Raw genomic sequence first — 24647 nt, 5'->3', positions numbered from 1 at the left:
CACTAAAAAATCACAAAACAAAAGCAATGGCACGTTATACCGGACCAAAAACAAAGATCAGCCGTATTTTCGGTGAGCCTATTCTCGGAAATGGCAAGTGGTTAAACAAGAACAGCAACCCTCCGGGTCAGCATGGTGCTGCCCGTAAGCGCAAGCAACTGGGTGAGTATGCTGTTCAGCTGAAAGAAAAGCAAAAAGCGAAATATACTTACGGTGTTCTTGAACGTCAGTTCCGTAACACTTTTGAAGAAGCGGCACGTATTAAAGGCGTTACCGGTGAGAACCTGATCAAGCTTCTTGAAGCGCGTTTAGACAACACTGTGTTCCGTTTAGGTATTGCTCCTTCCCGTCCTGCTGCCCGTCAGCTGGTAAGCCACAAGCATATCACTGTTAACGGTGCTATCGTAAATATCCCTTCTTATCAACTGAAACCCGGTGATTCTATCGGTCTGAAAGAAAAAAGCGAAGGCAATACCGCTTTAACAAGTCAGATTCGCGGTAAAAATCCTAAATTCGGTTGGTTAGACTGGAATGACACAGAGAAAACTGGTACGTTCATTACTTACCCTGACAGGGAAAGTGTTCCTGAGAACATCAAGGAACAACTGATCGTCGAATTATACTCTAAATAGTAGTCCATAATTAAAACCTGGAATATAAAATGGCCATTTTAAACTTCCAAAAGCCAGATAAGATCGTTCTGCAGAAAGCGAACGACTTTGAAGGGCAATTTGAATTTCGTCCCCTCGAGCCTGGATACGGCTTAACTGTTGGCAACGCTTTACGCCGGGTATTACTGAGCAGCCTTGAAGGTTTCGCTATTGTAGGTATCAAAATCGACGGTGTTGACCACGAGTTTGCTACTATCAAAGGTGTAACTGAAGACGTTACAGAAATTATCCTGAACCTGAAACAGGTTCGTTTCAAGAAAAGCGTTGAGCACGATGTGGCCAGCGAAAAGATCACTTTATCTATTAAAGGCAAAACAGAATTCACTGCTGCCAATATAGGTGAAGGAACCCAAAGCTTCCAGGTAATGAATCCTGAGCTGGTGATCTGTACTATGGACAGCACTGCTAAACTCGACGTGGAACTGACTGTAGCGAAAGGCCGCGGTTATGTACCAGCTGAAGAGAACAAGGTTAAAGAAGCTCCATTCGGATATATTCCTATCGATTCTATTCATACTCCTATCAAGAATGTGAAGTATGCTATAGAAAACTATCGTGTAGAACAAAGGACCGACTACGAGAAACTGGTTCTTGACGTTGCTACCGATGGTACTATCCATCCTGAAGAAGCTGTTAAACAGGCTTCCCGCATTCTTATCCAGCACCTGATGATCATTACTGATGAAAACATCACTTTTGATAATAAGGAAGATAAGAAAGAAGATGTGGTAGACGAGCAGGTATTACAACTGAGGAAAGTATTGAAAACACCGCTGGAAGATCTCGATCTGTCGGTACGTGCTTTCAACTGTCTGAAGGCTGCCAAGATCAACTCTCTCAGCGAACTCGTTCAGTACGAACAGGAAGACCTGATGAAGTTCAGAAACTTTGGCCAGAAATCACTGAGTGAAATTGAGCAGGTGTTAACCGAGAGAGGTTTACACTTTGGTATGGACCTCAGCAAACTGGGCCTCGATAATTTAGATTAAGCTGTAGTATTTACAGCTATTCATAACAGGCCTGTAATTCCTGACACGGTACAGGCTACAAATTAAATGTCATGCGTCACGGAGACAAAGTCAACAATCTGGGCCGTAAGAAAGCCCACAGAGAAGCGTTACTCGCCAACCTGGCAAGTCAGCTGATCGTGCACAAACGTATCGTTACTACTCTGGCAAAAGCTAAAGTATTAAGGACTTATGTTGAGCCTCTGATCACCAAAACCAAAAAGGTTGAAAACGAGTTACAGATCAGCCACCAGCACCGTGTGGTGTTCAGCTACCTGCAGGATAAAGCTGCTGTAAAAGAACTTTTTACAGTTATCGCTCCTAAAGTGGCCGGCCGTCCCGGTGGATACACACGTATCATCAAGTTAGGTATTCGTGTAGGTGACAATGCTGAAACTGCATTGATTGAACTGGTAGACTTCAACGAAATCTACGGTAACAATGTAGTAAAAGCTGCTGAGCCTGCTAAGAAAACGCGTCGTGCCGGTGGTAGCCGTAAGAAAGCTGCTGCATCTGAAGAAGCTGCGCCAGAAGTGGCACCTGCCGAAGAGTCGAACACTGAAGAAAAAGCTGCTGAATAATAATGAAGCTCTTTTGACATTGAAAAAGGCAAAATCGTTTACCGGTTTTGCCTTTTTTCTTGCCACCGTACCCTTGTTAGGAAAGGTGTGGGTAATTTTAGAGGTTTATTTCATTTTTATATACTTTTTTTGCAAAAAATTACTGATACGAAGATGCCCCAGACACAAAAACCTGCAATATTACTGTTAGCTGACGGACATGTTTTTCACGGTAAAGCCTTTGGAGCTACTGGCACTACTACCGGGGAGATCTGCTTCAATACCGGTATGACCGGTTACCAGGAGGTGTTCACCGATCCCAGCTACTCAGGGCAGGTACTTATTATGAACAATGTACATACCGGCAACTACGGTGTGAACATTACTGATGTAGAAAGTAAAAGTGTTAAAATAAGAGGACTTATTGGCCGCAATCTCGAAGAGCGTTACTCCCGTTACCAGGCTACCGATTCACTGGATGCCTACCTGAAAGAGAACAATATCGTTTCTATCGAAGATGTAGACACCCGCGCGCTGGTTGCCCATATCCGTACCAAAGGGGCTATGAACTGTATTATTTCTTCCGAAATACTGGATATAGACCAACTGAAAGCAGAACTGGCTAAAGTGCCCGATATGGACGGTCTGGAGCTGGCCAGCGAAGTAAGTACTACCGAGGAATATGAGCTTGGTGATCCTGCGTCGCCATTGAAAGTTGCGGTACTGGACTTTGGTGTGAAAAGGAATATTCTTACCTGTTTGACCGACAGAGGAGCACATATTCGTGTTCACCCGGCTAAAACGCCATTGGCACGTTTGAAAGAATTCAATCCTAACGGATATTTCATTTCCAACGGACCTGGTGATCCTTCTGCGATGCCTTATGCTGTAGAGACGCTGAAGGCGATTCTGGCTGAAGAGAAGCCATTGTTTGGTATTTGTCTTGGCCATCAGCTGCTGGCATTGGCTAACGATATTCCTACCTTTAAAATGCACCATGGTCACAGGGGATTGAACCACCCGGTGAAAAATCTGCAGACAGGGAGATCGGAGATCACTACGCAAAATCATGGGTTTGGTGTTGATCCGGAAGCGGTGCGTAAACATCCGAATGTGGAGATCACGCACGTGAACCTGAATGACGAGTCCATTGAAGGTATCCGTATCAAAAATAAGCCTGCATTCAGCGTACAATACCACCCGGAAAGCACACCTGGACCATTTGACAGCAGGTATCTTTTCGATGATTTTATTGCGTTGATGAAGTAAGCCGGAAACGGTTCGCTATAATACTTATAAGTGCCTGTATCTTTTGATACGGGCATTTATATTTTCCCCCTGCCGGCGTGTAAACTTAATTCAATAAAAGTTTGCAGGCCATTCCCTAAATAATAAATAAATGATACAATTACCTTATAATTGCACCCAATTTTAAACCCAAATAAACAATTATGAAGTCATTATTCGCTGCTTTATGTTTTTTTGTAACAACCCTAGTTTCTGCACAGTCTGACAAAATCTCGCTTCACAATGGTAAAACTGTAGAATGTACCGTTGTTAAGGTAAATGAGTTCACTATTATTTACAAATACGTGAATGAAGATGCGGAGCAAACGATTAGCAAGTACGCTGTAAAACAAATTGTATATGGTAAAAGTGGCCGTGTAGAAGAAGTTACCAAAAAAATCATTGTTTCTTCAAAAGATGATTGGGAGAATGTTGTTATCCTGGAAGACAAATCTGCAGTAACAGGCCTGAATAAAGTGGGTGAAGTAAGGGGAAAAACATCTATGATCAACTACAGAACTGCTGCTGGTGGCGATAAGAAAGCACAGGAAAAACTGAAAAAGGAGGCTGCTGAACAAGGTTGCCCTTTTGTTCTCATAACTTCTGATAAAGACGCAGGTATGGCTGGTAGCGGAAGCCGTGGTTTTGGTGGCGTTCAGTCCATGAAATCAGGTATTGCTTATAAATACTAGGCGATAGCCAGGTGTTGTTGAAACAACACCTGTAGCGATATATTATTTTTCGGCCGCTTTCATTTTGCCTAACGGGCGATGAAAGCGGCTTTTTAATGTGCATGCCTGGAATATTTGTTTTAATACTTTAGTTCGTGGCGAAGGCAAACCACACCTGAGCTGAATACATGTGTTTGCAGGAGTTTCAGCGGCTGTTTTTGTTTCCTGTTTTTGAATACAGGAATGCCTTCACCTAACACTACGGGGTTTACAAAAAGCCAGGACTCATCGATAAGGCTTTCTGCCAGGAGTGCGTGTGCTGTTGAAGGGCTTCCAAAGAGCAGTATTTCGCCTGTTGTATTTTTTTTTAATTCGCGAATGGCATCGACGTCGTTGTTTCCGATCACAGTAGTATTAGTGAATGCCGCCTGGTTGAGTGTATTGGACAAGACAACTTTGTGCGTGCTTTTGTACCAGGCAGCGTGCTCCCTGTCGTGTTTGCTTGCCCCGGGCTGTTCTGCTGCTGTTGGCCAGTAGCTTTCCATCATCTGAAAAGTGACCCTGCCGTATAAAGCCGTATTGGTTTTGGTGATCCTTTCTGCGCCAAAGTCGAAGATCTCCTCGTCTACATGAATCCAATCCATTTCACCCTTTGGGCCGGCAGCAAAACTGTCGAGTGACGCGTGCATGAATAATATAATCTTTGCCATAACGGTTTTTAGTTTGATTCAACGTATGTTTTGAAATTATCCATGATGGCCTGCCATCCTGCCTGCTGCATTTCTATGGGGTTTTGAGATTCGGGATCGAAGCTTTCCACGATTTTGGTTTGGTTGCCTTCTGCGGTAAAGAAGATCTGTACCTGTCGGCCGTCGGCCATATGATACCCGATGTATTCCTGGTCTTTTACGAGGTCGTAAACACCTCCGAAATCGAAGCCCATGCTGCCGTCTTTCGCTTCCATACGCGAAGAGAACTTGCCGCCTGTACGCAGGTCGTTTTCCGCCCTGGGCGTATGCCAATCTTCGGAAGCGCTGTTCCATTTGGTGATATGCTCCGGTTCAGACCAGTATTCCCAGGCTTTGGCGACTGGTACGTTGACAATAGTTTGTACGGTGATAACGGGTGCTTTGTTTTCCATTTGATGGTACTTTAGAATGATTGCTTTGTGTGTGGTACAAATCTCAGGGAAATACAGGGAAAACAACCGGGTAAAACCGACAAATAGCGGGGTGATCACGACAAATTTATTTAACCGCCTATTGGTTTATCGTTACGCCTGTTTGCCCTGTATTGATTTGGTGAACTGCCTATCACTTTTGTGAAAAGCCTAGAAAAATAATAGGGGTCTTCTATACCCAGCTCCTGTGCTATTTCTTTAATTCTTAACTCTGTGAACAGGAGATACTGGCAGGCTTTCTGGATCTTCAGCTGTGTAAAATATTCGATGGGCGAAAAGCCCGTTCTTTTCTTAAAAGTAGCGGAAAAGTGGGCCGGCGACAGGCTGGCCTGTGCTGCTATTTCTTCGAGTGTAACAGGCTTGTCAACATTTTTGGAGAGAAAGTCTATTGCTTTTTCAATGGCGCCCTTGTCCTTTGTTTCTTTTACGTCCACCGCTTCATTGAACAGCATGGCAGCTATAAAATGCCAGAAGCTCATATTCACGTAAGCCAATGTGTCTTTGCCATATCCTCTTTCGAGCTGGCTGTAGATGTCGTTGAATAGATCGATGCACTTTCCGGGTGACTGCAGGAACATCTTGCCGGCGCTGTTCTTTTGAAACCTGTTTACTATTTCCTGTGCGGCATTCCCTTTAAAGTGAACCCAGTAAATTGTCCATGGATGGCTTTTATCTGCTGTATAGGTGTGGCTTGCTTTCATGGGGATGATGATAAACTCGCCGGGGTTAATCGTGTATTCAGTGCTTTCTATGGTTACATAACCTTTTCCCTCATGACAGAAAATAAGTATATGCTGGTCTGTTCCCCTGGGCCTGCTTCTGAAGTGATAATGCGCATTGGGGTAATAACCTATGTTCGTGATGAACAGGTTACTGATCATTGGATCTTTAGTGCATTTTGCGGTATATACCGACTTAGGGATGACGATGGCTTTTTGTCCCTGGAAGCCATCTTTTTTTCTGAAGATCTTCATTGGTATCATAATATGCTGCAACCGAAAAATAATCCATCTAATCCTAAAATTACTCTATTGCCTGGGCTTTGTAAAACCATTTATTTTGACTGATAAAATATTGCTTGCTGTATGCAGAATAAAGTAATGGTTTGGGAGGAGGAGGTTATTATTCCTACATATCCCGTGGGAACTCCTGAAAAGAATCCGATGTTTCTTGAAAGAAGGGTTTACCAGGGAAGCAGTGGCGTTGTTTATCCGCATGCGGTAATTGAGAAGATCTATGATGAGAAGATCGATAAGAAGTATCATGCGGTTTTCCTGGAGAACAAGTACATTAAGGTAATGATACTGCCGGAGCTGGGAGGCAGGATACAGATGGCTTATGACAAAGTGAAGGACAGGCATTTTGTGTACTATAACCGTGTCATAAAGCCTGCTTTGGTTGGCTTAACCGGTCCGTGGATATCGGGTGGTATTGAATTCAACTGGCCCCAGCATCACCGTCCTTCTACATTCGAGCCTGTAGATTTCACGATTGAAGAACATGCCGATGGCAGTAAAACCGTTTGGGTGAATGAGGTAGAACGTATGTTCCGGACGAAGGGGAGAGCAGGTTTCAGACTTTATCCTGACAAAGCTTATATAGAGATAGAAGGAAGGCTTTATAATCGTACGCCGTTTGCGCAAACGTTTTTGTGGTGGGCGAACCCGGCGGTGAAAGTAAATGATCATTATCAATCTGTTTTTCCGCCTGATGTGTACGCGGTTTTCGATCATGGCAAGCGTGATGTCTCTTCTTTTCCCATTGCAAAGGGAGAATACTATAAGGTGAACTATGCGCCGGGGACTGATATTTCCCGTTATAAGAATATACCTGTGCCAACCTCGTATATGGCTATACGATCTGAATATGATTTTATCGGAGGGTATGAGCACGATGTACAGGGCGGGTTATTACATGTGGCAGATCATCATGTAGCTACGGGAAAGAAGCAGTGGACCTGGGGCAATGGTGCATTCGGGCAGGCATGGGACAGAAATCTTACCGATGAGGATGGTCCCTATATAGAGTTAATGACGGGCGTGTTCACCGATAACCAGCCGGATTTTTCCTGGTTGCATCCTTACGAGGAAAAGACGTTCGTGCAATATTTCATGCCGTACAGGGAAGTGGGGAATGTAAAAAATGCAACGAAAGAGGCGATTGTCAATATTGAGCTGAATGGCGCCAATGCCGACATCAGGCTGTATACGACGGCAGCGTACAAGCGCGTTAAGATCGTGCTTTTCATGGCCGGCGTTCCTGTATTCGAGGTAGTAACTGCTACCTCACCTGAGCAGCCATATTGCAAGGTGGTTTCGCTTGACGGTGTTGCTGCTACCGGGAAGATCTACCTGGTAGTAACGGATCTGGATACTAAGAAGGAACTAGTAAGTTACCGGGAGGTAAAGGCAGAGCAGAAGGAGATTCCTGATGCCGCACAGGCTGCCAGGCAGCCCGAAGCAATAGCGGACAACGAAGAGCTTTATTTAACAGGTTTACACCTGGAGCAATACCGCCATGCGACCTTTGCGCCTGAAAGATATTATGAAGAGGCATTGAGGCGTCATCCCGGCGATGTAAGGAATAACAATGCACTGGGGCTCCGGAACCTGAAAGCCGGCCGGTTTGAAAAGGCGGAAGGCTATTTCAGGCAGGCGATTGCTACGCTTACCCGGCGTAACCCGAATCCTTACGATTCGGAGGCTTATTATAACCTGGGCTGGTCGCTGGTTTTCCAGGGAAAGAATGAGGAAGCGTTTGATGCTTTCTATAAATGTGTGTGGAATGATGCATGGCAGCATGCAGGATTTTTCAACCTTGCGCGGCTTGCCTGTAAAAAGGGCGATTTTGAGGCGGCGCTGGTTTTTATCGAGAAGTCCCTTCTTCGTAATTATAACAGTCATTCGGCCAGGCATGCCAGGTGTTTCATACTGAGAAAACTTGGGAGGGCCGAGGCTGCGCTTGCTTTTGCGGAAGAAAGCCTTGGTATCGACCCGTTTAATTTCGGCTGTCTTTTTGAGCAATACCTGCTGCTCCCTGATAATGATGCTGCGAGAGCGGCTTTGCATCACCTGAAACACATTAGCAGGAACTGGGAGCATAACTATCTTGAATATGCACTGGACTATGCTCATGCGGGGCTTTACCGTGATGCGGGTAAATTCCTTGAGATCTGCCACGAAATGAATAATTATACATTGCTTCCTTATTATATGGGCTGGTTTGCGTTGCTGGCAGGTGACCGTAAAACTGCACTGGCCTGCTTTAGGGAAGGGGCTTCCCGGCCACCGGATTTTATTTTTCCTAACCGGCTGGAAGAGCTTTGTATTCTTGAGGCAGCACTAAAAGTAAATCCCACGGATGCAAAGGCGCTTTATTTTGTTGGTAATTTCTGGTACGACAAACGTCAATATGATGAGGCCATCAGTTGCTGGGAGCAGTCGGCAGCCATCGATGATCAATTTCCTACCGTATTCCGCAACCTGGCGCTTGCCTATTATAACAAACGGCAGGATGCCCATAAAGCGCTGACAACGCTCCGGTATGCCTTTCAGCTCGATACTTCCGATGCGCGTGTATTAATGGAATTAGACCAGTTACACCGGAAGATGAATGTGGGCGCCCTGGAAAGGCTGCAGTTGCTGGAAAGCTATCCTGATCTTGTTATACAACGTGATGATCTGTACCTGGAACGGATCACTTTATATAATATTACGGGCGGGTTCAGCAAGGCAAAGACATTACTGGAAGATTTTACATTTCATCCCTGGGAAGGAGGAGAGGGAAAGGTAGTGAACCAGCATCTTATTTGCCACCTGGCGCTTGCCAGGGAGGCTATTGCGGGCGGCTTGCCTGAGGATGCCCTACGCCTGCTTGAAGCGGCCGAAAATTACCCGGAGAATTTAGGCGAAGGCAAATTGTATGGCTGCCAGGAAAATGATATCGCGTTCCTGAAAGGACTGGCATTGGAAAAGATACCGGATCATAAGAAAGCTGTTTCTTATTACCGGCAGGCAACGGAAGGTATCAGCAAACCTGTGCAGGCAGTGTTTTATAATGATCCTCAGCCCGACAAGATCTTTTACCAGGGACTGGCATGGCTGAAACTCGGAGAGGAAGAAAAAGCAAGAGAGATATTCGAACGGCTTATTGCATTTGGAGAAGAACATATTGAAGATCATATTTCTATTGACTATTTCGCTGTATCATTACCAGATCTTCTTGTTTTTGATGCTGATCTCGATGAGCGAAACCGGATTCACTGTTTGTATATGATGGGATTGGGACACCTGGGTATGGGTGGTGAAGGAGTAGAAAAGGCTTCCGGTTTGTTTGAAGCTGTGTTGCGTGCCGATAACAGCCACCAGGGTGCCATAACGCACCTGGCTGTAATAAAGCAGTATGAGATGATGGCGCTACCGGTAGTGACAGACAAATGAAGATGTATAGCCGTGAAGTTTAAAATGTCAACGATTCGAATATGAATATAAGATGCTTGCCTTTGGTACTGCTATATGTTATTTGCTGTTGGAAAGTAACGGGGCAACGTGTATTTACAATTGATGCCAGTGTTCAGGCGTCCGGGATGGACACAGGAAGTTTGCGAATGGGTGGGGAGGGGCCGGATGGTGCGGTGATACGTGTAAACAGCGCCTTCCTTGAAATGAATGGTGCGCCTGTAGTACCCGTGACCGGGGAGTTTCATTTTTCGCGTTATGCGGAACAATACTGGGATGAGTCGATCAGGAAGATCAAAGCTGGCGGTGTATCCATGATCGCAACTTATGTGTTCTGGAATTTTCATGAAGAAAAAGAAGGCGTATTCAGGTGGGATGGAGACAGGAACCTGCGGAAATTCATCACGCTTTGCCGGCAAAACAATATGCCCGTAATTGTACGGATAGGGCCTTTTTGTCATGGTGAAGTTCGCAATGGCGGCATGCCGGATTGGCTTTTAGGCAGGCCCTGTAATGTACGTTCCAATGATGCTGCTTACCTGGCTTATGTAGAGCGGTTTTACAAGGAGATAGGGAAACAATTAAGCGGGCTTTATTTCAAGGATGGCGGACCTGTTGTTGGCATACAGATAGAGAACGAGTATCAGCATTCTGCTGCGCCCTGGGGGCTTACTTACCTGGGGCAACCCAGGGAAATGACAGTCGCAGACCGCGATATGGCTGTGACACAGGAAGGAGTGGGCATATCAAGGGAAAAGAATCCATTTGCGGAATTGGGAAATGACCATATGCGGGTATTGAAGGCACTTGCTGTAAAGGCGGGTATGGTAGTTCCTTTTTATACGGCAACGGGCTGGGGAAATGCGGCCATCATACCAGGTGAATCTATTCCGGTAACTGCTGCCTATGCGTACCCGTTCTGGACACCTAAACGGGATTATTCCCCGTTTTTTCTTTATAAAGACATGAGGCGTGTTCCCGACTATGCGCCTGTGCGTTATAACCCTGCCAGTTATCCTGTTTTTGCTGCAGAGCTTGGCAGTGGCATTGCATCTGTTTATTCGCGCCGTCCGGTAGCGGTACACAAGAGTTTTGATGCTATGATCAATCGTTGTCTTGGCAGCGGCGCCAATGGTGTAGGGTATTATATGTACCATGGCGGATCAACGCCACGCGGGGAGTTGGGTTTCTTAAGTGATGAAGCTTATGCATTGCCCAAAATATCTTACGATTTTCAGGCGCCTATCGGTGAATATGGGCAGGTGCGTGAAGGATTTCACCGGCTGAAACTCATTCATTTTTTCCTGAGAGATTTTGGACATCTCCTGGCGCCCATGCATACGGTATTGCCTGATAATGCGGGACAGCTGAAGCCGGAAAACATAAGCGATCTGCGCTATGCCGTGCGGGTAAAAGATAATGCAGGTTTTGTGTTCCTGAATAATTTCCAGGATGATACGACCATGGCCGACCAAAGAAATTTCAGGATCGATATTAAAGCCAGGGATAAGCACATTGTTATTCCTGAGTCAGGAGGCCTGGATATGAAAAGCGGTGAAAATATGATCCTGCCTTTTAACTTTGATATGGGCGGTGTTCGTTTAAACTATGCAACGGCCCAGTTGCTTGCAGGAGATACAAAGGCTGCTGTTCCCTACTATGTTTTCTTCACGCAGGATAGTGCAAGGGGAGCGTTTTCTTTCGCCGGTAATATACAGGTGAAGAATAAGAAAGCAGTTACCGTAAATAAAGCCGCTGGCAGCACACTTGTAAACTGCAGGGAGCGGGTTGCTGCTTTTACCATTGCTTCTGCACATGGCGACAGGAATATACTGGTGATAGATAAAAGTCTTGCTTTACAATCGTATGTTGTTACTATAGGGGAGAAGCGTCATTTGTTCTTCTCCGATGCTGTGGTATTACAGGAAGGTAACCAGCTTGATCTCTTAATCGACTCTTTGCCTGTATGCGGTTTTCATATTTATCCACGTATAGCTGCATTACCTGGTATCACAACAGGCAAACTGGAGAAAGCGGCGGATGACGGCGTTTTTACTTCTTACCGCGTGAACCTCCCATCGCAGCGTTTTCCACTTACTATCAAAGAACTGAGTAGTAAAAAATGGGCGATTGGTTTTCCTGCTGCGATGCCAGAAGGTGTGAATGATGTATTGGTGGATGTTGACTATACCGGCGACACCGGGATGGGGTTTGTGGGTGGTGAACTTGTTGCCGATAACTTTTATAATGGCCTGCCCTGGCAAATTGGTATGCGTAATTTATTAGGACGCTCGTCGGGCGAAATGGTATTGTATCTCCGTCCTATGCAGGAAAATGCAAGTTACCTGGTAGACCTGGAGCCTGTACCCGGCGCCATTCCTGAATTCGGGGCGGCTAAACGTTTTCTGAAAGTGAACAATATTCATACAACGATACAATATAAAACCACGCTTAAATTTTAATCATGGCGAATCATACAGATGGAGCGGTATCAGCGCCGAAGCAGGACCAGGGATTCAGGAAGGGATACCTGTTGGGCATTGCATTTATTTCGGCCCTGGGTGGTTATTTATTTGGATTTGACTTTGCTGTGATATCCGGGGCTTTACCTTTTCTGGAAAAGCAGTTTGGATTGAATGCTTACTGGGAGGGATTTGCCACCGGGTCGCTTGCACTTGGCGCTATTGCCGGCTGCCTGGCAGCCGGTTGGATGAGTGACAGGTATGGACGCCGTTCGGGGCTTCTTGTTGCTGCTGTTGTATTTGCTGCTTCATCACTGGCGATGGCGTTTTCTTTTTCGCGTAATATATTTGTTTGTTCGCGTTTCTGTGCAGGTATTGGCGTGGGTATGGCTTCGGTGTTATCGCCCATGTATATAGCCGAAATATCGCCGGCCCCATTAAGGGGCAGACTTGTTGCCATTAACCAGTTGACGATTGTAATAGGTATTCTTGTTACGAATATTGTGAATTATCAATTGCGGAACATAGGCAGCGATGCCTGGCGATGGATGTTTGGTCTTGGTATGGTTCCTTCCGCTTTATTTTTTATCGGCGCCCTATGGTTACCGGAAAGTCCGCGCTGGTTAGTGAAAAAGGGAAAGCACAGCAAAGCGGAAGCGGTTGTGTGTAAACTTGGCAGCGAAGCTTACGCTGCATCGTCGTTGCGTGATATCAGCCGTTCACTGGAAAATGTATCGAAAGCCAGCTTTCGCGAGGTGTTTTCGAAAGCAGTGCTGCCTACAGTGATCGTAGGCATAGGGCTTGCCGCTTTTCAACAATTGTGCGGCATCAATACCGTATTCAACTATTCCGCGAAAATATTTGAAAGTATTGGAGCATCACAGGATGATCAGCTGCTCCAGATTGTATTTATCGGTAGCGTGAATTTGTTGTTTACCATAGTGGCGATGTTGCTGGTGGATAAACTGGGCCGGAGGCCCCTGATGCTGATTGGTTCCGCCGGTTTGGCCATCTGTTATGTTGTTATAGTGCAACTGCTTGCTTTAAAATCAACGGCGGTCTCATTTTTCTTACTGGGCGCCATCGGGTTGTATGCGATGTCGCTGGCGCCTGTTACCTGGGTATTGATAGCGGAGATCTTTCCAACTAAAGTGAGAGGAGAAGCTACTTCGGTTGCTACTGTTTGCCTGTGGCTTGCTTATTTTATACTTGTATTCACTTTTCCGCCGTTGTTTGAAAAGATACAGGAAAAGGCATTTTACATTTACGCAGGTATTTGTGCCGCAGGTTTTGTATTTGTAAGGTTGAAAGTGAAGGAAACAAAAGGCAAAACGCTGGAAGACCTGGAGACGATGATGATAGGTCATTGATACTTAAAATTGTTTGCATATGAGTAAGAGTAATTTTAAATGGTGTATCACGGTTGCGCTGCTGTTCCTGCATTTGGCTGCCATTTGCCAGGAGCTTTCATTGGCCGGGAGATGGAATTTTGAGATGGATAGGGATGATGTGGGCATAAAGCAGCAATGGTATTTAAAACAACTTCGGGACTCGATAACGCTACCTGGTTCTATGAGCCAGGCAGGTCTTGGTGATGATGTTGGTTTGCACACGAAATGGACAGGAACCATTTATGACAGCTCTTTCTATTTCCGTACTTCCATGGCTCCCTGGCGTGTGCCCGGAAACATCAAGATCCCCTTCTGGCTTACACCTGTTAAACATTATGTAGGAGCGGCCTGGTATCAATGTAAGTTTACAATTCCTAAGGACTGGGCAGGTAAAAACATATCGCTGCAACTGGAGCGAAGTCATATACAAACTACGGTATGGGTTGATGCTACGATGGTGGGCAGCTGCAATTCCCTGGTGGCGCCTCATTTGTTTACATTGCCCGATAACTTAAACGCAGGTGCGCATACGCTGACCATTCGTGTAGACAACAGCATCAAAGACAGAAATGTGGGGCCGGATTCGCATAGTGTCAGTGATCATACACAGGGCAACTGGAATGGCATTGTTGGCAAAATATTATTACAGTCCAGGCCCGTGGTACATATGAATGAAGTACAGGTGTTTCCTGATATCAGTTCAAAGAAAGCCAAAGTGGTTATTACAATCGTTAATAATGAAAGTACGCCGGCTGAAGGAAGGGTTTTGTTAAATGCCAAAAGCGTAAACAGTGCCAAAACGCATGTTCCGGCACCTGTAGCTGTAAGTTTCGCTGTACGGCCGGGTGATACGGCGGCAGTGGTAACAGAACTGCTGTTAGGAGAAGATATGTTACTGTGGGATGAGTTTTCTCCGGCATTATATCAACTGTCTTTAGCGTTGCAGTATAAGGGCGCAACAGACTACCGTGAAACCAGCTTTGGCATGCGGCAGTTGACAGCAGGCGCACGTGCTATTGAGATCAACGGGAAGAAATTGCATTTGCGTGGCGATCTTAATAATTGTGAATTTCCGCTAACAGGATATCCTCCCATGGATGTGGCGGGCTGGCGAAAGGTTTATGCGGTAGCCAAAGAGTGGGGATTAAACCATTTCCGCTTTCATTCCTGGTGTCCTCCGGAAGCGGCATTTGAAGCTGCTGACGAAGCCGGCTTTTATCTCCAGGTAGAAGGTCCCACCTGGCCTAATCATGGCACTTCGTTGGGCGATAATCGTTTTATAGATCAGTATTTATATGAAGAAACAGGGCGTATCATGAAGGCTTATGGCAATCATCCTTCGTTTTGTTTGTTTGCGGCAGGAAATGAACCGGCAGGGCGCAACCAGGTAAAATACCTGCAGCAGTTTGTTGAATACTGGAAAGCAAAAGACAGCCGGCATTTATATACAGGCGCTTCCGTGGCTATGAGCTGGCCGCTGTATCCCGGCGGCGACTTTATGATTAAATCCGGTCCCAGGGGGTTGAACTGGAATAAAACCAGGCCCGAGACACTAACGGATTACCATGAAAAGATCGATACTTTTAAAATACCTTATATCACGCATGAAATGGGACAATGGTGCGCTTTTCCCGACTTCAGCGAAATACCTTCTTATATCGGCGTTACCCGGGCCAGGAATTTAGAGTTGTTTAAAGCCGACCTGGAGCGTCATGGAATGGGGCCGTGGGCCAGAGATTTTTTAATGGCTTCGGGTAAGTTGCAGGCGCTGTGTTATAAGAACGAAATAGAAAAGTCGCTCAGAACCCGTAACAGTGCTGGTTTTCAATTATTGGGCCTGCAGGACTTTCCAGGTCAGGGTACTGCCCTGGTGGGCGTGCTGAATGCGATGTGGAAGGAGAAAGGTTATATCCATGCGAAGGAATGGAGACGTTTCTGTGATACCACTGTTCTGTTAAGCAGGATGCCTAAGTTTACTTATACCAATGATGAAGTGTTTAATGTTAACCTGGAGATCTGTCATCATGGTGCTGCCCCTTTAAAAAATATTGTTATCAGCTGGCGTATTGTTGATGAAAATAAGAAAGTGTTTGGTGCGGGTACTGTGACCCAAAATGAAATTGCCGATACAGGCAATACGGCTTTAGGTGGAGGCTACATTTCACTAAACCTGGTTCAGAAAGCTTCGAGGTTACGTCTTGAAGCGTTTATTGAAAATACAGCTATTGCCAATGAATGGGATTTCTGGGTATACCCGAAGTCAGTGGAGGAGCCTTCTGCGAAGATTTATTATACCGATACATTAGATGCCAAAGCTGAAGCAGTTTTGAAGAAAGGTGGTACCGTATTTATGAATGCGGCAGGCAGAGTGGTTAAAGGCAAAGAGATCGTACAATACTTTACGCCGGTGTTCTGGAATACTTCCTGGTTTAAAATGCGGCCGCCACATACATTAGGTATATGGATAGATACTGCGAGTGCAGCATTTAAAGATTTTCCAACGAGTTATCACAGCGACCTGCAATGGTGGGAGATAGTAAATAATGCACAGGTGATGCATCTTGAAGATTTTCCTGCCGGCTTTCGCCCGCTTGTGCAGCCAATAGACACCTGGTTCATGAACCGGAAGCTTGGGCTCCTGATGGAAGCAAAAGTTGGTAAAGGTAAGTTGATGATATGCAGTGCTGATTTGTTCTCTGATCTGGCGAACAGGCCTGCTGCCAGGCAACTGTTATACAGTTTAAAGCGTTATATGGCATCGAATGCATTTAATCCCAGGGAGGAGGTTCATTTAGCTGCCTGCAGGGCCTTGTTTAATACACCTTCGAGGGAGACATGGGATAGTTTTACCAATGATACTCCCGACGAGTTGAAACCTGGAGGGCATAAGTAAATATAACAGGCAGGATGGTTGTATGAATAAAATTTACTATAATTATGCCCGTAAACCTTTTAATTGAGGCTTTGCCCGATTAACTTAAAAAACTTGTCATGTCTCTTTATACATTTTACTGGCCATTCAGAGCTCTTATGCTGGCTCGGAATGGTTTTGGTGACAGCCATAGTTCTATTTTTAATACATCTCCTCCTTGTTGCTGATATGCTTTAGCACTGTTCTTACCCGCTTTATTGCAACCTACAAACCTTAAAAGACTATGAAATTCCTCAACCTTATTCTCTTTCTATTTGTTTCTCCTGTTATTTTTTGTCAGTCAACAATTGAGATGCCTAAGGTCGCAGCAATGACCCCTGATGCGGCGGCTTTGGCAAGGTATGGAGAAATGCCTGTTGATTATAGTACCGGCGTTCCGAATATTTCGATACCACTATTTAATATAAAGTCGCAGAAGATAGATATACCCGTTAGTTTATCCTACCATGCCGGGGGCATAAAGGTGCAGGATGTAGCTACGCCAACGGGGCTTGGATGGACGCTAAGCTCAATTGGATGTATTTCGTTCTTTATTGCGCCTAATGGCATGGCAACGACAGGGGGGCCTACCAAAGCCTACCTTGACAACTATGCGGTTCAAAATCCCGGTCTGCTGATGGCCGACTTCCTGAGGATTCTTAAAACGCAGAATTTAAATCCTGAGCGTTATTTTTTTAATCTTGGTAATGGTAAAAGCGGTGTTTTCAGAAAGGATTATGTTACCGGAGAGATCAGGCAATTGCCTTACAGCAACTGTAAAATAGAACAAGTGAGTACCGGTTTTAGAATAACAGATGTAGACGGCACCATATTTATCTTTGACCTTCCCTTTTCTGAAGATGCTGGCTTTGAGGGCATTGCTTCTACCATATATCTTACAAAGATAATCAGCAGTGATCTAAAAGACACCGTGACGATTTCCTATACACGTGGAAACAGCGCCATGAACTACCGTGGGTATACTTTAGCGATGGAATATGGCCCTTGGATTGAGTTTATTTGTGATGGAACCGGGCAGGTCGAAGGCAGGAGTTGGATTTCACAATGTAAACCCAATGAAACTTTCAAAGATATTCGTCAGCCAGGGAGTTATGCCATACCAACCAAGCTGATGAACATTTCGACCATTACCACATCTGAAGCCCAATACAATTTTAATTACCTGGACGACCGGCAGGATTTATCAAAAACGAGACTTGTTTCAATTGAAATTACAGACAGGATTTTAAATAAGCGAGTGAAACGTATTGAATTTGAGCATGGTTATTTTGGGAGCAGCGGCGCCAATAATTTAAGACTGAAACTTTCAGGAATCAAGATCTTTGGACAGTCGGGTACTTTAAAGAGTGAAGACTATCAGTTCAAGTACAATTCAATGGAACTGCCGCCTTATTCAACGATCTATAATGCAAGTTTCCAGGAAGATTATTGGGGGTATTATACGGGACGGATTGGCAATGGCCCGATACCCGAAGTTTTTTTACCGGCTATCCGGCGCGGTATTGGCAGTTCATTCAGGGAGCCGGATCACTATTATGCCAAGGCCTGTATGTTGGAGGAAATCAAATACCCAACAGGAGGTAAAACGATTTTTGAATTTGAGCCCAATCAGTCGGCTACTAATATTTATAACTATAGCCAGGAAAGTGGCTGGGAAAATTACTCCAATAAAAATGTAGGAGGTTTTCGCATAAAACAAATAAGAAGTTATCACTCCGACAATACACTCGCTTTTAAAAAGACTTACGATTATGGGGCAGGGGGAATAGCTAAAGAAATTAACCGTGAGATGTTCTGGATGCCGCAACGGTATTTGTTTGCCGCCAGAACAGCACAATGGGATACGCCTTATAATTCTGAAGCATTTGAGCGCTACCGTGATACCTACTACGGAAATCCTACATCCCCCCTTTCGGTATTTAATAGCCTGCCAGTAGTTTACCTCGATGTAACAGAGTATCTTGGCGACCAGGCAAATAATACCGGTAAAAATGAATACTCTTATTCATTGCCAAGATCATTAAGTGATAGCTATATAACACCTCCCCATCCGTATTCTGCAAGGGATTATTATTTGCATGACAGGGGAACGGAGCAGCCGCTCTTACAAAGTAAAAGCAGGTATAAAAATGATAATGGGACTTACGCTCTTACTGCCCGGACTTCTAATGTATATACAACATTCAGGCAGAATGAATTTAATTCCGGATTATTTCTGATCGCCCCAACTACTTACATTCCTTATAATGTTAGTGATATCGATGCGTTTATTTTTGAAGAATATTTATTTGGGAATATTTATCAATACGGCGTCAATTTCTATTATGAAGATGCCAGGATGCATGAAGATGTTGACCTCCTTACAAAAACATATGAAGAATTGGATGGAGGGACTACAATCAAAACCTATTCTTATGCTAATCTGGATCATTTGCAACCTACATCCGGTACGGTTGAAAACAGTAAGAAAGAGCAGGTAATAACCACAATGAAATATCCGGCAGATTTTCCTGGGGTAGAGCCCTATGCTACAATGGTAAGCCGGCATATATGGAATCCTGTTATTGAAAAATCTATTTCAAAAGCGGGTATTCATTTGTCGAGTTCCAAAACCAATTATGGTTTTTGGAATGGCAATGCATGGGCGCCAGCTGCCGACATAATTGTACCCAGATCGCTGGAAACAAAAACGCTGGATAATGATTATGAAAAGCGGCTTGATTATACTTCATATACCACGGATGGCAATATAAAGGAAGCGGCAAAAGAAGCTGATGTGCCTACGTCTTACATTTGGGGTTACGGTGGCAAGTATGCTATAGCTGTTGCAACCAATGCGCATTATGAACAGGTTTTTGCGACAAGCTTTGAAACCGATGACGGTGAATTTATTGGCAGTGGCAGTAGCTGGTCTTCCGAAGCTGTTACAGGAAAACGCTGTATGAGCCTTTCCGGCAGTGCTTACTTTCTGGTTAATAAGCAGATGCCCGCTGGAACTTATGATTTTTCGTTTTGGATGAAAGGAGGTAATGTGCCTGCAGTAGAGGCTGGCACTATTGTGAATAGTAGCAGGGTATTGATGCCTAACGGGTGGTACTTATGCAGCTACAGGGTTGCTTTGAATGGAAGCCAGGTTGTAAGAATTGCTGCAGGCGGGAATTCATTACTGATCGATGAAATACGGCTTTTGCCGGAAAACGCGCAGATGCAAACTTACACACATCTGCCGCAGGTAGGAATGACTTCGCAAACGGATAGCAAGGGGCGTATTTCGTATTATGAGTATGATAGCCTTAACCGCCTGAAATTAGTTCGCGACCAGGAAGGTAATATCATAAAAAAAATATGTTATAACCTGGCTGGCCAGGTTGAAGATTGCACTGATTAAATTATCCCGCTAAACCTTTAAATATGCCCGACTTAACCCAACCCATCCGTTTTTTATGCAGGTTTCTGGCTGTATGTATTTTCTTGTGTGCCGGCATGGCGTTTCATGCCTTGTCTCAGACAGCCAATCGTCCTGGTGCTAATAGCTTACCAGGCCCTGCCATTACCATAGTAACGCCGCCTTCGGCTTATGCTACAGGCATACCAGTTAATTATATACGCAGCTGGCAACCATTGGTCCCTATGACAACAGAACAGGCTGTCGTTGCCGGCGATGCTGCTCATGTTCAGCAAACCACCCAATATGCCGATGGTCTTGGCCGGCCATTGCAAACAGTGGCCCGTGGCGTAAGCCCTGCAGGGTTAGACCTGGTGTCACCTGTTGTGTATGATGCTTTTGGCCGTGAAGCATATAAATACCTGCCTTATGCTGCTGAAAACAATGGTGCATTTAAAATCAATCCCTTTGCGCAGCAGCAATCATCCATGCAGGATCAATATCCCGGAGAACAAGTCTATTATGGCCAAACAGATTATGAAGCCTCTCCTTTGAACCGCGTGCTTAAAACCTTTGCACCGGGAAACAGCTGGGCCGGTAGCCAGCGTGGTATTGCTACTGCCTATGAAACAGCAGGCGCTAATGAGGTCGCCATTTTCACGATAGGTTTGGATGAGACAGCTTTACCTGTTTTTCAAGGCTATTATGGCAGTGGCGAGCTTTTCCGCACCGTTGCCACAGACGAGCAGGGTAAACGCGTAGTGGAATACAAAGACAAAGAAGGGCAGGTGGTGCTGAAGAAAGTAGAGATAGCTGCCGGCGCTCCCGGCATAAGCGATCATTACGGCTGGTTATGCACCTATTATATATATGATGATCTGAACCAGTTGCGTTTTGTAATGCCGCCGCTGGCAGTGGATGCATTTAGGAATAGTGGCTGGAACCCCGCTGGCAATAGTACCGCGGTTAATGAACTATGTTTTAGATATGCATATGATGGCCGGCTTCGGCTGATAGCAAAGAAAGTGCCTGGCGCCGATTGGGTACATATGGTGTATGATGTCCGCGACCGGCTTGTGTTTACGCAGGATGGTAATATGCGGGCAAAGCCTCTGAAACAATGGCTGGCTACCATTTATGATAACCTGAACCACCCGGTACAGACAGGCATACTCAGCTGTAACAGCAACCGTTCTGCATTGCAGGATTATGTGAATAGCCTGGGTAATAATGCAGCTGCCGTAGCTACCAGTACCTATAGCAGCCGTACTGCTGGCACCCCTGATATATTGTATGTAAACGTTCATGATGGACGCCCTTTGTATAAAGCCACCAGCGCCGTGATCTTCGAAGGCGAACTGGAAGGCAGCAAGGAGTTTGAAACGGAGATCATCGGGCCTGATGGAATAGCTTTCACCAGTACCCAGGAATTGAACATGAACCCTGTTGAACCATTGCCTTTAGACGCTGCAGGTTATATTCCTTTAACTTTTACCTATTACGATAATTATAACTGGACATCCAAGCGCTACAATGCCTCCAATGACAGCAAACTGGGCATTGGCAGTAACGCCTGGGGCGAGCCACTTCCGGGCAGCACCAATGAACAGGTAAAAGGCATGGTAACCGGCACACGCGTCCGCGTACTTGAAAACGCCTATAACCTCGAATTGGGCGCCTGGCTGGAGACAGCCTCCTTTTACGACAGCAGGGGAAGGGTAGTGCAGTTGCAGGCAGATAACTACAAAGGCGGGCTGGACATCACTACCAATCGTTACGATTTTACAGGCAAGGTAATCAGCAGTTATGCCGTACATAACAATCCCAGCGGCTATACCAGCAGTCGTGTTTATACTGAAATGGACTACGATCATGGCGGCAGACTGGTAGAAGTGCGCAAAACACTCGATGATAATGCCGCTACCCGCCGCATTATGGCGCATCATGAATACGATGCATTGGGACAGCTAAGAAAAAAAGAACTGGGGCAGCGTGCTGCTGAAGACAACCTTTCCGGCGCCAGCGGCTACCTGGAAACACAGGAATTTACCTATAATATCCGTGGCTGGTTGAAAGGCCTGAACTGGACAGGTTATAACCGCGGTGTGACAGCTTCTGTTGCTATAGCCGATCGTTGGTTTGGAATGGACCTGAGTTACGACTGGGGCTACGAGCACAATCAATACAACGGTAATATCGCCGGCATGCGCTGGCAAAGCAGGGGCGCTGGTGTAGAACGCAGTTACGGCTATACTTATGATGCGGCCAACCGGCTGCTTTTGGCCGATTTTAAACAGTTGGCGGGAGATGGCTGGAATAATACGGCCGGCCTCGATTTTAGCGTGAATATGGGCGCCAATGGAACCGACAATGGCACAGCCTATGACGCCAATGGCAATATTCTGCAAATGCAGCAGAAAGGTTATATCCCTGGTGGCGGCAGTGATTGGATCGATAACCTGCAGTACCATTATTTTGATTACAGTAACAAGTTAAAGGCCGTGGGCGACCAGGTTGATACAGATCATAAGCTCGGCGATTTTGTGGATAGGAATACCGGATTGGATGACTATGCTTATGATGTGAATGGCAACCTTATAAAAGATAAGAACAAACGTATTGGCGAGGACCCTGCGGGCACTATTGTGTACAACCACCTGAACCTCCCATGGCTGATAACGGTAAAAGATGCGTCGGGCGACATTAAAGGCACCATAACCTATATTTATGATGCTGCCGGAAATAAGCTGGAAAAGCGTGTAGAAGAGTTGCCATTGGCAGGCAATAACTATAAGAATAAACATACCTATACCACTTATTTGTCGGGCCATGTTTATGAGAACAATGTATTGCAGTTCCTGGGGCAGGAGGAAGGCCGCATCCGTCCGCAGCGTGATACCAAGGGAAGTGCCACCGGTGTTTACTATTATGATTATTATGTAAAAGATCACCTGGGTAATGTCCGGCTTACGCTTACGGATGAACACCAGGCGGATGCTTATCCTGTTGCAACGCTTGAAAATGGTACACTTGAGGACGAGAAGCGCTATTATGATATACCAGCCGCCAGCCGTGTCACGGCCGGCAGCGTTCACTATCCTTATGCGGAAGGGAATAGTTATGTAGAAAGCTTAAATGGTAATAGTAATAAAACGGGTACCTCCATTTTATTAAAAGTAATGGCTGGCGATAAGGTGAATATCGCAGCCGATAGCTGGTATGAGCGTAGTCCTTCTTCGGGAGATGTTTCCAGTTTACCTGTTGGTGAACTATTGTCTACGCTTGCGGGTGGCATCTCTGGCGCCGGGGGAGGCAGTCATAGTGCGGCGCAATTACTGGAAGATGGCAACCTGAAAAACGGACTGACGAGCTTCCTGGTGCAGAAGGTTGATGCAGACTATGCCAATAATGGTGCGGGCAAGCCCAAGGCTTACCTGAATTACGTTTTGTTCGATGAGCAGCTGAATGCTGTGATCAGTGACGATGGTAATAACTCGGGAGTGAGTGGTGTGGGGGACGAAGGCAGGCAAACACCAGTAGGAGTATCTGAGCGACTGATGACACGCAACGGGTATTTGTATATTTTTGTATCCAATGAGACGCGTGGCACGGATGTGGTGTTTGATAACCTGCAGGTGACGCATATACGGGGGCCTCTGTGCGAAGAGACGCATTATTATCCGTTTGGGTTGACGATGGCAGGGATATCTTCTAGGGCGGCTGGGAAGTTGCAGAATAGGTTTAGGTTTAATGGTGCCTCTGAATTTAATAGTGATTTGGGACTTGAATGGTATGAAACCAGTTTTAGAACTTACGATGCGACAATAGGCCGTTTTCATCAAGTAGATATTTTGGCTCATTATTTTGAATTTGGCTCTCCGTACTGCTTTGTCGGGAATAACCCGATTTTGTATAGCGATCCTTCTGGTATGGCCGGGAATGATTCTACTGCCAAACCTAATTCTACTGTAGGCTTTCCAAGTAGTAATCAGCCTAATATACTGCCTCCTATAGTTTTGGAGCCAGGGAGGAATACTTTTAATGTTACTCCTGCACTGGTATTTGCACCTGCTGCACCTGTTCCACTGAATTGGGGACCAATGTCATTACCACAGATAAGCCCGGCAGCGGCAGGGCCTGCTATATTAGGGACCTTATTCCTTCTTTCGTTAGATGCTGCTTTACATCCTAAAGGCCCCCTTCCACCCATCGGCCCCCCACTTACTGATATAGATTTGTATAATTTGGCAAGATCTCGTCCTGATCCATTTGCTATCCCTGGAACAGGGCCTATCTCCATACCAGTAACAGGCCCATTGGTTGATGCTCCTGTAAGTGCACATCAACAATATACATTACGCGCTGCCGCTAATGGGCAATATCCTGTATATACGTGGGGAATACCTATTCCAACTAGTAATATTTATTTGAGCAAAGGAGATGTTTGGAAGATTGGAACGACTGTTGATCCAAAGCAACGGTACTCTCAAATATATTTGAGAAGTACAGGGCAAGGTTTATATTACAGTCCCGAGTTTTTTGGAACCCAGGATCAGGTTTTATTCGTAGAAAAAATGAAGCTATTAAATTACATTCACATGCATAATGATTTGCCACCAGGAAATAAAGAGCTAAAATAATTTT

At 45.4% G+C, this 24647-nt stretch carries 14 protein-coding genes; 11 read left to right on the top strand and 3 right to left on the bottom strand.

Going from position 1 to position 24647, the window contains the following annotated elements; genetic code table 11:
- Positions 1-26 precede the first annotated feature (26 nt).
- The 5 genes from rpsD to ESB13_RS07520 all read left to right on the top strand — a co-directional run bounded on the left by rpsD (position 27) and on the right by ESB13_RS07520 (position 4217).
- The gene (gene rpsD, locus ESB13_RS07540) at positions 27-632 is read left to right on the top strand and encodes a 30S ribosomal protein S4 (protein ID WP_129002396.1); all 606 of its coding nucleotides are present in this window, start codon (positions 27-29) and stop codon (positions 630-632) included.
- A gap of 29 nt (positions 633-661) precedes the next feature.
- On the top strand, positions 662-1660 hold the full coding sequence (locus ESB13_RS07535) for a DNA-directed RNA polymerase subunit alpha (protein ID WP_129002395.1): 999 nt from the start codon (positions 662-664) through the stop codon (positions 1658-1660).
- 71 nt (positions 1661-1731) lie between these two features.
- Entirely contained in the window at positions 1732-2259 is a 528-nt protein-coding gene (gene rplQ, locus ESB13_RS07530; protein WP_129002394.1) for a 50S ribosomal protein L17, read from the top strand.
- 153 nt (positions 2260-2412) lie between these two features.
- Positions 2413-3507 (top strand): glutamine-hydrolyzing carbamoyl-phosphate synthase small subunit, encoded by a 1095-nt coding sequence (gene carA / locus ESB13_RS07525; protein WP_129002393.1) that lies wholly within the window; start codon positions 2413-2415, stop codon positions 3505-3507.
- Between the two features lie 182 nt (positions 3508-3689).
- Positions 3690-4217: a hypothetical protein gene (locus ESB13_RS07520; RefSeq protein WP_129002392.1), complete on the top strand. Its 528-nt coding sequence runs from the start codon at positions 3690-3692 to the stop codon at positions 4215-4217.
- Positions 4218-4336: 119 nt separating this feature from the next.
- Here ESB13_RS07520 and ESB13_RS07515 read toward each other — a convergent pair whose 3' ends face one another.
- The 3 genes from ESB13_RS07515 to ESB13_RS07505 all read right to left on the bottom strand — a co-directional run bounded on the left by ESB13_RS07515 (position 4337) and on the right by ESB13_RS07505 (position 6350).
- The gene (locus ESB13_RS07515) at positions 4337-4906 is read right to left on the bottom strand and encodes a dihydrofolate reductase family protein (RefSeq protein WP_129002391.1); all 570 of its coding nucleotides are present in this window, start codon (positions 4904-4906) and stop codon (positions 4337-4339) included.
- 8 nt (positions 4907-4914) lie between these two features.
- Complete coding sequence (locus tag ESB13_RS07510; protein WP_129002390.1) at positions 4915-5337, bottom strand: SRPBCC family protein; 423 nt, start codon at positions 5335-5337, stop codon at positions 4915-4917.
- Positions 5338-5447: 110 nt separating this feature from the next.
- Positions 5448-6350, bottom strand: a complete 903-nt coding sequence (locus ESB13_RS07505; RefSeq protein ID WP_129002389.1) for a helix-turn-helix domain-containing protein — start codon at positions 6348-6350, stop codon at positions 5448-5450.
- A gap of 111 nt (positions 6351-6461) precedes the next feature.
- Here ESB13_RS07505 and ESB13_RS07500 point away from each other — a divergent pair, with 111 nt between their 5' ends.
- The 6 genes from ESB13_RS07500 (at position 6462) to ESB13_RS07475 (ending at position 24643) form a co-directional block, all read left to right on the top strand.
- Positions 6462-9815 carry a DUF5107 domain-containing protein gene (locus tag ESB13_RS07500; RefSeq protein WP_129002388.1) on the top strand — a complete coding sequence of 1118 codons (3354 nt, stop codon included), beginning with the start codon at positions 6462-6464 and terminating at the stop codon, positions 9813-9815.
- 41 nt (positions 9816-9856) lie between these two features.
- Positions 9857-12295 (top strand): beta-galactosidase, encoded by a 2439-nt coding sequence (locus tag ESB13_RS07495; protein WP_129002387.1) that lies wholly within the window; start codon positions 9857-9859, stop codon positions 12293-12295.
- 2 nt (positions 12296-12297) lie between these two features.
- Positions 12298-13665 (top strand): sugar porter family MFS transporter, encoded by a 1368-nt coding sequence (locus tag ESB13_RS07490; protein WP_129002386.1) that lies wholly within the window; start codon positions 12298-12300, stop codon positions 13663-13665.
- A gap of 19 nt (positions 13666-13684) precedes the next feature.
- The gene (locus ESB13_RS07485) at positions 13685-16579 is read left to right on the top strand and encodes a sugar-binding domain-containing protein (RefSeq protein ID WP_129002385.1); all 2895 of its coding nucleotides are present in this window, start codon (positions 13685-13687) and stop codon (positions 16577-16579) included.
- A 262-nt stretch (positions 16580-16841) separates the two neighbouring features.
- The gene (locus ESB13_RS07480) at positions 16842-20006 is read left to right on the top strand and encodes a hypothetical protein (protein ID WP_129002384.1); all 3165 of its coding nucleotides are present in this window, start codon (positions 16842-16844) and stop codon (positions 20004-20006) included.
- 23 nt (positions 20007-20029) lie between these two features.
- Positions 20030-24643 carry a DUF6443 domain-containing protein gene (locus ESB13_RS07475; RefSeq protein ID WP_129002383.1) on the top strand — a complete coding sequence of 1538 codons (4614 nt, stop codon included), beginning with the start codon at positions 20030-20032 and terminating at the stop codon, positions 24641-24643.
- Positions 24644-24647 lie beyond the last annotated feature (4 nt).

The organism is Filimonas effusa, from assembly GCF_004118675.1.
In the GTDB taxonomy this organism is placed as follows: Bacteria; Bacteroidota; Bacteroidia; order Chitinophagales; family Chitinophagaceae; genus Filimonas; species Filimonas effusa.
This window is presented reverse-complemented; position numbering and strand designations above follow the sequence as displayed.